This window comes from Mumia sp. zg.B21, assembly GCF_019550855.1.
Lineage (GTDB): Bacteria > Actinomycetota > Actinomycetes > Propionibacteriales > Nocardioidaceae > Mumia.
Genome location: NZ_JAHWCJ010000004.1, coordinates 712,381 through 720,506 on the forward strand (window position 1 = coordinate 712,381; position 8,126 = coordinate 720,506).

Below are 8,126 nucleotides of genomic sequence, written 5' to 3' on the forward strand. Positions count from 1 at the left end.
CGAGCACCAGACCCCGTCCGTCCGCCGCTCGCGCACCACCGGCCGCTCATCGAGGAGTTTCGTCGTGGCAGAGACCACCCGGATCAATGTCGACACCGACGCCCCGTACGAGGTCCTTCTCGGGACCGGACTGAGCGGCGAGCTCCCAGGGCTGATCCCCGAGGACGCCGTCCGCGCCGCCGTGCTCTATCCGGCCTCTCTGCGCGCCTTGGGTGAGGCGATCCGCGCGACGCTCGCCGCCGGGGGACGCGAGGCGCACGCCATCGAGATCCCGGACGGCGAGGCCGCGAAGACGTCCGACGTGGCGGCGTTCTGCTGGTCGGTGCTCGGCAAGGGGGGATTCACCCGGTCCGACGTGGTGATCGGGGTCGGCGGCGGAGCGGCCACCGACCTCGCCGGGTTCGTCGCCGCGACGTGGCTGCGGGGCGTACGCCACGTGCTGATCCCGACGACCGTGCTGGGCATGGTCGACGCGGCGGTGGGCGGCAAGACCGCCATCGACACCGCCGAGGGCAAGAACCTCGTCGGCGCCTTCCACGAGCCGGTCGGGGTGCTGTGCGACCTCTCGCTGCTGAGCACGCTCCCGGTCAACGAGGTGCGCTCCGGCCTTGCCGAGGTCGTCAAGTGCGGGTTCATCGCCGACCCGGAGATCCTCGACCGCATCGAGGCCGATCCCGCCGCTGTCCTCGACGTCCGCAGCGAGGTGTTGCGTGACGTCGTCGAGCGAGGCATCCGGGTCAAGGCGTCGGTCGTCGCGACCGACCTGACCGAGACGGGGGCAGACGGGGCGATCGGCCGCGAGGCCCTCAACTACGGGCACACGCTGGGGCACGCGATCGAGCGGTACGAGTCGTACGCGTTCCGTCACGGGGCCGCGATCTCGATCGGCATGGTGTACGCCGCCGAGCTGGCCCGGCTCGACGGACGCATCGACGCCGACCTCGCCCATCGGCACCGGTCCGTGCTGGGCTCGCTGGGACTGCCGACCGGCTACCGACCCGGCGTGTGGGACGAGCTCGCGGCCGGGATGCGGCTCGACAAGAAGTCGCGCGGGTCACAGCTGCGGTTCGTGGTGCTGGACGGTCTCGCCCAGCCGGTGATCTTCCCCGGTCCCGACGAGGGCCTGCTCACGGCGGCGTACGCGGAGATCTCGGGCTAGGAGTCCCCGACCCGTAGGCTGGCGCCATGCCCGCCCCCCACGCCGCCCGCCGCGAACGCCTTGCCGCGCAGCTGCGCGGGCGCGGTCTCGCCGCCGCGCTGGTCACCGACCTGGTGAACGTCCGCTACCTGACCGGATTCACGGGGTCCAACGGTGCCGTACGCGTCGCGGAGGACGGGTCGGCCGAGCTCGCCACCGACGGTCGTTATCGCGACCAGGCCGCGGAGGAGGCGCCGGACGTCGCGGTGACGATCGGTCGAGACCTTCTCGGTGTGCTCGCCGGCGGCGCCCGTGGCGCGGCGCGCGTGGGCATCGAGACCCACGTGCTCACCGTCGACGACCACGTCCACGCCCGCGAGGTCCTCGCCGGCGTCGAGCTGGTCTCGCTCGACCGGGCGGTCGAGGTGCTGCGCGTCGTGAAGGACGAGGACGAGCTGGACGCGCTGCGGAGGGCCTGCGACATCTCGGTCCAGGCACTCGACGAGCTGCTCGCGGGACCGCTGCTCGGGCGTACCGAGCGGGAGATCGCCCGTGACCTGGAGTGGACGATGTACGCCATGGGTGCGGAGGCGATCGGGTTCGAGACCATCGTCGCCGCCGGGGAGAACGCCGCGATCCCGCACCACGACCCGACCGACCGGCCCGTGGGTCGCGACGAGCTCCTCAAGATCGACTTCGGCGCCCGCGTCGACGGCTACCACGCTGACTGCACCCGTACGGTCGTCGTCGGCCGGGCCGACGCCTGGCAGACCGAGGTGTACGAGGTGGTCCGTACGGCCCAGCAGGCGGGTGTCGACGCCGTCACCGCCGGTGCCCAGACGCACGACGTGGACGCGGTCGTCCGCCGCAGCCTCGAGGACGCGGGGTGGCTGGAGGCGTTCACGACAGGACTGGGTCATGGTGTGGGACTGCAGATCCACGAGGACCCGTTCCTGAGCCGACCGGCCCCCGCTAGACTTGAACGTCGCACTGCCCTGACCGTGGAGCCCGGCATCTATGTGCCTGGTCGCGGCGGCGTGCGGATCGAAGACACCCTCGTCGTGACCGACGGACCAGCAGAGCTGCTCACGGTCGCGACCAAAGACCTCCTGGAGCTCGCCTGATGGCAACGACGAACGACTTGAAGAACGGCATGGTGCTGAACCTCGACGGGCAGCTCTGGTCCGTCGTGTGGTTCCAGCACCACAAGCCCGGCAAGGGCGGCGCCGTGGTCCGCACCAAGCTCAAGAGCGTGCTCTCGGGCAAGATCGTGGACCGCACCTTCAACGCCGACGTCAAGGTCGACGTGGCCAACGTCGACAAGCGCACGATGCAGTTCCTGTACCACGACGGCACCTCGTACGTCTTCATGGACACCTCGACGTTCGACCAGTACGAGCTGCCCGAGGCCACCGTCGGTGACGCCTCGGGCTTCCTCCTGGACAACCAGGAGGCCGTGGTCGCGATGAACGACGGCAACCCGCTCTACATCGAGCTGCCGGCGTCCGTCGAGCTCACCATCGAGTACACCGAGCCTGGCCTGCAGGGCGACCGCTCGTCCGGCGGCACCAAGCCGGCCAAGCTGGAGACCGGTCGCGAGATCCAGGTGCCGCTCTTCATCACGACCGGCGAGAAGGTCAAGGTGGACACCCGCGACGGTTCCTACCAGGGCCGCGTCAGCTCCTGATGGCGGGTTCTCGCACGAAGGCCCGCAAGCGCGCTCTCGACGTCCTGTTCGAGAGCGAGCTGCAGAGCCGCGGCGTCGGCGCGACCCTCGACGGTCGCGTCGCCGCGGGCGACCCGCCGGTCAACCCGTACACGATCGAGCTGGTCGAGGGTGTGCGCGAGCACCGCGACCGGATCGACGCCCTCCTCGAGGAGTACGCGCAGGGGTGGACGCTCGACCGGATGCCGGCCGTCGACCGCAACCTGCTGCGCATCGGGGTGTACGAGGTGCTCTATCGCGACGAGGTCCCCGATGCCGTGGCGGTGTCGGAGGCGACCAACCTCGCCGCCGAGCTGTCGACCGACGACTCTCCGAGCTTCGTGCAGGGTCTGCTGAGCCGGATCGTGGAGGTCAAGCCGACGCTGTCGGTCTGACCGCACCACCTGCTGCGTCGCGTCACGCGCCGTCGAGTGGAGGCACGTAGAACGCGGTCGTCGCCGTGACCTTGGCCGCCACGTCGTCAGGCGACGCGCCCGTCTCGGCGAGTGCCGCGCCCCAGGCCTGGCTGCTCTTGGTCATGCAGGTTCTGATCGTCGGATCCTTGTCGAGCTGCTCCGGTGATCCGAGCGCGAGCCCGGTGAGGTGCGCCCACATCCCGAGAAGGGTGAGGTCCCAGCCGACCCCCACGGCTCCCGGCCCGAACTGGTCCCACATCTCAGGCGGGACGACGGCGGTGTGCTCGAGACGGAGGTGGGTGCTGCCGTCTCCGGCCGGCTCGAGCCGGACCTCGACGATCGACGCGTCCTCGGGTCCGGCCGGCTCGCCCATGACCCAGGTGACCAGCAGGCGCTCGGGCGGCTCGCAGACGCGGATCTCGCCGCCTGCGTTGCCTTCGAGCTGATAGGTCCCGCCCAGTCGGAGGTCCCCGCTGATCGGCAGGAACCAGCGGGGGATCCGCTCGGCGTCGGTCAGGGCGTCCCACACCTCCTCGACGGGCGCGGGGTAGGTCCGTGACAGGGCGACGACGTGGGCGTCCCCGGCGGGAAGCTTCCCATCGCGTACGGCACGCTGTGCGGCGTCGATCTCGTCGATGAGGTCCTTCATGGTGTTCTCCTCGCGTCGGTGGTACGGCGTTTGCGGGCGCCTCGGGCCAGCTCGGTGCCCAGGGCGTCGAGCCGCTGGTCCCAGAACCGCCGGAGTCCGGCGGTCCACTCCTCGACCTCGGTGAGAGGCGTGGGATCGAGGGCGTAGAGGCGGCGGGTGCCCTCGGTGCGTACGGTGGCGAACCCGCTCTCTCGCAGCACACGAAGGTGCTGCGAGACGGCGGGCTGGCTGATCGAGAATTCCTCGCCCACGATCACGGCGACCTCGCCGGCTGCCTTCTCCCCGTCGGCGAGGATCTCCAAGATGCGCCGTCGGACCGGTTCGCCGAGGATGTCGAAAGCCCCCATATGCCGCATACTTTCGCGGTCACTAATATAAGTCAAGGCTTAAGCATCAGCGCTGCTGACGACGTGACGGGAGCTGCGAGCCACTCGACAGCGGCGTCTCGGGTATGCGTTAGCGTCGCCCCCGGTGTCGCCGGAGCGCTCGGCGACGTCGACGGGTGAGACGGAATGGACGGGTGACGGCTTGAGGAGCGCAGGGTGACGCTGTGGGAGTTCGTGCAGGACCGCTGGTCGCTCTTGTCCTTCCAGGGCTACCAGCACGTGAGCCTCGTCGTGCAGTCGCTGGCGATCGCCACGGTGCTGGCCGTCGTGATCGCGTGCCTCTCCTACCGTTCGTCGCGCGTGACCAACGTCGCGCTGTCGGCGAGCTCGGTCGGGCTGACCTTCCCGTCTTTCGCGCTGTTCGGCCTTCTCATCGCCTTCATCCCCAACGGGGTCACCGTGTCGGTCGGTGCGTTGGCGTTCTACGGAGCGCTCCCCATCCTGCGCAACGCCATCGTGGGTCTTGCCGGCGTCGACTCCACCCTCGTCGAGTCTGCGCGCGGCATGGGCATGAGCCGGACGGCTACCCTCGTGCGGCTCGAGATCCCGCTCGCGTGGCCGGTGATCGTCACCGGCATCCGCATCTCGGCGCAGATGCTGATGGGGATCGCCGCCATCGCCGCCTACGTCTCCGGTCCCGGGCTCGGCACCTTCATCTTCTCCGGGCTGTCGCGCATCGGCGGCGCCAACGCGACCAACTCCGCCTGGGCAGGGACGCTGGCCATCGTCGGCCTCGCGATCCTGCTCGACCTCGTCCTGAACGTCCTGGGACGCCTGACCACCTCGAGGGGTATCCGTGTCTGAGACCGACGTGAACCCGCCTGCCGACCGCCCGGCCGACGACACCGCGCTGACCGAGGCGCGCGGGCAGCGGATCTTCCTCGACGGCGTCACCAAGCGCTACCCCGGTCAGGACAGCGCGGCTGTCGACGACATCCGGATGGAGATCCCCGCCGGCGAGATCGTCATGCTCGTCGGCCCGTCCGGATGCGGCAAGACGACCACCCTCAAGATGATCAACCGCCTGATCGAGCCGACGAGTGGTCGTATCCTCATCGGCGACGAGGACGTGACCCGCAAGAACCCCGACGAGCTTCGCCGCCACGTGGGCTACGTCATCCAGGGAGCGGGCCTCTTCCCGCACCTCACCGTCGCCAAGAACATCGCGCTCGTCCCCAGGCTCCTCGACTGGGACAAGGACCGCGTCGACGCGCGGGTCCGCGAGATGCTCGAGCTCGTCAATCTCGACGCCGACACCTACGCCGACCGCTACCCGCGCGAGCTCTCCGGTGGCCAGCAGCAGCGCGTCGGCGTCGCCCGCGCGCTCGCGGCCGACCCGCCGGTGCTGCTCATGGACGAGCCCTTCGGCGCCGTCGACCCGATCACGCGCCAGCGGCTCCAGGACGAGCTCCTGCGGCTCCAGGAGGAGCTCCACAAGACGATCGTCTTCGTCACGCACGACTTCGAGGAGGCGGTCAAGCTCGGTGACCGGATCGCGATCCTCGACATGGGCTCCACGATCGCCCAGTACGACACGCCCGAGGCGATCCTCGCTGAGCCGGCCAACGAGTTCGTGGAGGGGTTCATCGGCCACGGGGCGGCACTGATGCAGCTGACCCTGACCCGGGTGCGTGACGTGCCGCGGCACGAGGCGGCCGTCGCCCACGTCGGCGACGACCCGGCTGAGGCGGCCGCAGCCGCGGTGGCGCTCGGCCGCGAGCACGTCATCGTGCTGGACTCCTCCGAACGGCCGCTGCGCTGGCTGTCGTTGCGCGACGTTCGGCGTGCCGACGCGCTCTCCCAGGTGACCCCCGACGAGCACCTCGAGTCCGTGAGCCTGTCCTCGACGCTCAACGACGCGCTCGACACGATGCTCACCTCCTCGCACGGTGTCGTCGTCGTGATCGGCCGGCGTGGCCGCTACGAGGGCGTCGTGCGGATCGAGACCGTCATGGACGCGATCCAGCGGATTCCCGCGGCGTCCCGCGATGCCGGACGGGTGGTCCGGTGACCGCCTCCACCACCGCCGTCGACGCCGCCCCGGCCGCGACCACGGCGAGCGGGACGGACGGCCCTGCGCGTCTGCGACGGGGCCGCGCTGTCGGACAGCTGCTGGCCTGCGTCGCCGTCTTCGCCGCCCTGCTCGCCTACGTCTCGTTCGCCGACCTCTCGTCGGTGGAGGCCCGTACCCTGAGCGTCGACCGGCTCCTCACCCTGTCGTGGGAGCACATGCTGCTGGCCTTCTCCGCGGCCGCCCTCGTGGTCGTGGTGGCGATCCCGCTCGGGATCCTGCTGACCCGGGGTCCGATGCGGCGCTACTCCACGCCCATCATCGCGGTCGCGGGCTTCGGTCAGGCGGCGCCGGCGATCGGACTCATCGTCATCGCCGCGCTCTACTTCGGCACCGGGCGGTTCCCGTTCATCGGCGCGCTCGCCGTCTACGGGATCCTGCCGGTCCTCGCCAACGTCGTCACCGGCCTCGACGGCGTCGACCGCCGTCTCGTCGAGGCGGCGAGGGGGATGGGGATGTCGGCGTTCGACACGCTGATGCGGGTCGAGCTGGCGCTGGCGGTCCCGGTGATCATGACCGGGGTCCGGACCGCCCTCGTCCTGATGACCGGCACTGCGGCGCTCGGCGGGTTCGTCAACGCCGGCGGTCTCGGGACGCTCGTCAACACGGGGATCAAGCTGGGGCTCGACAACGTCCTCGTCGTCGGCGCCCTGGCCATCGCTGCGCTCGCGCTGTTCATCGACTGGCTCGCCCGTCTGATCGAGCAGGCGGCGACGCCGAAGGGACTCTGATGCGCACCACCATCGCTCGCGGGCACCGCTCGCTGCGCCGTACGCTCGCGCTCGTCGCCCTGACCACCGTGACCGCGGTCGTCGCGGGATGCGGGCTCGAGAATGCCAACGGCTACATCGCACCGGCCGAGCCTGCGGCCGTCGAGCGGATGGACTCGCTCGAGGGCGTGGAGATCACGGTGGGCTCCAAGGACTTCACCGAGCAGCTCATCCTCGGCAACATGTACGCCACGCTGCTGCAGACCGCCGGCGCCGACGTCACCAACCGCAGCAACATCGCCGGCAGCGTGGGCGTCCGCAACGCGCTCCTCAACGGCTCGGTCGACGTCGCGCCCGAGTACACCGGCACCGGCTGGATCAGCTACCTCGGCAACGCCAAGCCGATCAAGGGCGAGCAGGCGCAGTGGCAGGCCGTCCACGACGCGGACCTCCGCTACGGCCTGACCTGGTTGCCCTACAGCCCGGTCAACAACACGTACGCGTTCGCGATGGGGCCTGCGGCGACCAAGCGGCTGGGGATCACGAAGCTCTCGCAGATCAAGGATCTGCCGGTCGCGCAGCGGACGTTCTGCGTGGAGGACGAGTTCTTCAGCCGCGAGGACGGCTTCCAGCCGATGCTGGAGACGTACGGCATGAAGTACGGCAAGGACGTCCCCGCCCGCAACGTGCTGCGGATGGACACCGGTGTCATCTACGACGCGACGGCGCGCGGCGCGTGCAACTTCGGCGAGGTCTTCACCACCGACGGTCGCATCCTGGCGCTCGACCTCACGGTCCTCGAGGACAACAAGCGGTTCTTCCCGCTCTACAACCTGGCACCGGTCGTCAACACCGACCTGCTCGACGCGCACCCGGAGATCGCCGACGTGTTCGCCAAGGTGCGCCCCCTGCTCACCAACGAGGTGATGCTCGAGCTCAACGCGAAGGTGGACGTCGACGGGGGAGAACCCGCCCTCGTCGCCCGCGACTGGCTGCGGGAGCAAGGGCTGGTGGGGTGACCACCCCCGCCCCGCGGTGCCGGGAGCGCCGC

At 70.2% G+C, this 8,126-nt stretch carries 10 protein-coding genes; 8 read left to right on the plus strand and 2 right to left on the minus strand.

The window, feature by feature from the left end; all coding sequences use genetic code 11:
• The first annotated feature begins 64 nt into the window (after positions 1-64).
• From aroB to nusB, 4 genes are read left to right on the plus strand one after another with little or no spacing between them, the layout of a single operon-like run.
• Positions 65-1,159, plus strand: a complete 1,095-nt coding sequence (gene aroB / locus KV100_RS18655; RefSeq protein ID WP_220344626.1) for a 3-dehydroquinate synthase — start codon at positions 65-67, stop codon at positions 1,157-1,159.
• A gap of 26 nt (positions 1,160-1,185) precedes the next feature.
• The gene (locus tag KV100_RS18660; RefSeq protein ID WP_220344628.1) at positions 1,186-2,262 is read left to right on the plus strand and encodes a Xaa-Pro peptidase family protein; all 1,077 of its coding nucleotides are present in this window, start codon (positions 1,186-1,188) and stop codon (positions 2,260-2,262) included.
• The gene (efp, locus tag KV100_RS18665) at positions 2,259-2,825 is read left to right on the plus strand and encodes an elongation factor P (protein WP_220344753.1); all 567 of its coding nucleotides are present in this window, start codon (positions 2,259-2,261) and stop codon (positions 2,823-2,825) included. Before KV100_RS18660 ends, efp begins: the two co-directional genes overlap by 4 nt.
• Positions 2,825-3,238: a transcription antitermination factor NusB gene (gene nusB / locus KV100_RS18670; protein WP_220344630.1), complete on the plus strand. Its 414-nt coding sequence runs from the start codon at positions 2,825-2,827 to the stop codon at positions 3,236-3,238. The genes efp and nusB overlap by 1 nt, the downstream gene beginning before the upstream one ends.
• Positions 3,239-3,260: 22 nt before the next feature.
• Here the strand turns inward: nusB and KV100_RS18675 are convergent, their stop codons facing one another.
• Complete coding sequence (locus KV100_RS18675; protein ID WP_220344632.1) at positions 3,261-3,908, minus strand: SRPBCC family protein; 648 nt, start codon at positions 3,906-3,908, stop codon at positions 3,261-3,263.
• A complete protein-coding gene (locus KV100_RS18680; RefSeq protein ID WP_220344634.1) occupies positions 3,905-4,255 on the minus strand; it encodes a helix-turn-helix transcriptional regulator in 351 nt (116 codons plus the stop codon). The genes KV100_RS18675 and KV100_RS18680 overlap by 4 nt, the downstream gene beginning before the upstream one ends.
• A gap of 195 nt (positions 4,256-4,450) precedes the next feature.
• Here KV100_RS18680 and KV100_RS18685 point away from each other — a divergent pair, with 195 nt between their 5' ends.
• From KV100_RS18685 to KV100_RS18700, 4 genes are read left to right on the plus strand one after another with little or no spacing between them, the layout of a single operon-like run.
• Positions 4,451-5,098: an ABC transporter permease gene (locus KV100_RS18685; RefSeq protein ID WP_301022806.1), complete on the plus strand. Its 648-nt coding sequence runs from the start codon at positions 4,451-4,453 to the stop codon at positions 5,096-5,098.
• A complete protein-coding gene (locus KV100_RS18690) occupies positions 5,091-6,305 on the plus strand; it encodes a betaine/proline/choline family ABC transporter ATP-binding protein (RefSeq protein ID WP_308291478.1) in 1,215 nt (404 codons plus the stop codon). Before KV100_RS18685 ends, KV100_RS18690 begins: the two co-directional genes overlap by 8 nt.
• Positions 6,302-7,096, plus strand: a complete 795-nt coding sequence (locus KV100_RS18695) for an ABC transporter permease (RefSeq protein WP_220344636.1) — start codon at positions 6,302-6,304, stop codon at positions 7,094-7,096. Before KV100_RS18690 ends, KV100_RS18695 begins: the two co-directional genes overlap by 4 nt.
• Entirely contained in the window at positions 7,096-8,094 is a 999-nt protein-coding gene (locus KV100_RS18700; RefSeq protein ID WP_220344637.1) for a glycine betaine ABC transporter substrate-binding protein, read from the plus strand. The genes KV100_RS18695 and KV100_RS18700 overlap by 1 nt, the downstream gene beginning before the upstream one ends.
• Positions 8,095-8,126: the final 32 nt, after the last annotated feature.